Origin of the sequence: Imperialibacter sp., from assembly GCF_040222815.1 — a bacterium.
Lineage (GTDB): Bacteria > Bacteroidota > Bacteroidia > Cytophagales > Cyclobacteriaceae > Imperialibacter.
This window is the reverse complement of the sequence record NZ_JAVKCH010000035.1, coordinates 1-1,275: the sequence shown is the minus strand read 5'-3', so window position 1 is coordinate 1,275 and position 1,275 is coordinate 1. Positions and strand designations below refer to the sequence as shown.

Below are 1,275 nucleotides of genomic sequence, written 5' to 3'. Positions count from 1 at the left end.
TATAATAGTCCCCAAAAACTGGACAGGTAATTAAGGTGTAAAATGGTGGTTAAAATCTCTAAATTAACTGCTATGGGAACAAAAGGGAAAAGAAGACGTTTTAGTGCCTCATTCAAAAGCAAAGTGGCCATTGAAGCGGCTCGTGAGCGGGCAACGCTGACTGAGTTAGGCAAAAAATACCAATTGCATCCTAACCAGATTTCACAATGGAAGCAGCAGTTGCTCTCTACTGCTGAGGAGTTGTTTGAAGAGCATTTAGGCAAAGAAAAAGAGCAACAGGAAGCCTTGATTGAGGAGCTTTACAAAAAGATTGGCCAGTACCAGATAGAATTGGACTGGTTGAAAAAAAAATCTGGCTATGAGCGTTATTGAAAAGCGAAGGCTAGTAGGAAGGCATCCTCAGATCAGTTTGACCCGTCAGTGTCAGCTACTAGGTCTGGCCCGTTCGGCTTACTACTATCAGCCTGCTGGAGAGTCGGATTTCAATCTGGAGTTGATGCGGCAGATGGACGAGCAGTACATGCGCACACCTTACTACGGGGTGCGGATGATGTACGGCTATTTGCGCCGTAGATTAGACTATCCGGTGAATGTGAAGCGAGTGCGACGACTGTACCGCAAGATGGGTTTGGAAGCTATCACCCCTAAGCCGAACCTTAGTAAACCCAATGCTGAACACAAAGTGTATCCTTATCTACTACGCCATGTGACAGTAGAGCGTGTCAACCAAGTTTGGAGCACGGACATCACCTATATGCCGATGAGACAGGGATTTCTCTACCTGACCGCAGTGATGGATTGGTACAGCCGATGCGTATTGAGTTGGGAGCTATCCAATAGCTTGGATGTATCATTTTGCTTGGCGGCAGTTAAGACAGCTTTAGCTATGCATGGCAAACCAGAGATATTCAATACCGACCAAGGTAGTCAGTTTACCAGTAACTTGTTCACAGGATTGCTCTTAGACAACGCTATCCAAGTGAGCATGGATGGTAAAGGACGAGCTACTGATAACGCTTTTGTCGAGCGGCTTTGGCGAAGTGTTAAATATGACTATCTCTATTTACGCGTGCCAGAAAGTGGCTTGGAGCTATACCAAGGATTATCGCAATATTTTGAAGAATATAACAATGATCGGCCTCATTCTTCACTGGATTATCGGACACCAGCCGAAGTATATTTCCGTTGAAAAAAGAAAAATATGTTTTATTTTAAACTATCATTTCACACCTTAAGATAGCCGATCTGCTGTCCAACACTTGGGGTACACTACCA

1 protein-coding gene is annotated in these 1,275 nt (G+C 44.4%); it reads left to right on the top strand.

Annotation, left to right across the window (positions count from 1 at the left end):
- The first annotated feature begins 72 nt into the window (after positions 1–72).
- Positions 73–1,189, top strand: a protein-coding gene (locus RIF36_RS17185; protein ID WP_350149446.1) for an IS3 family transposase whose coding sequence is annotated in 2 segments (ribosomal slippage) — positions 73–351 and positions 353–1,189 — 1,116 coding nt in all. Because the reading frame shifts where the segments join, the coding sequence is not laid out codon by codon here.
- The last annotated feature ends 86 nt before the right edge of the window (positions 1,190–1,275 follow it).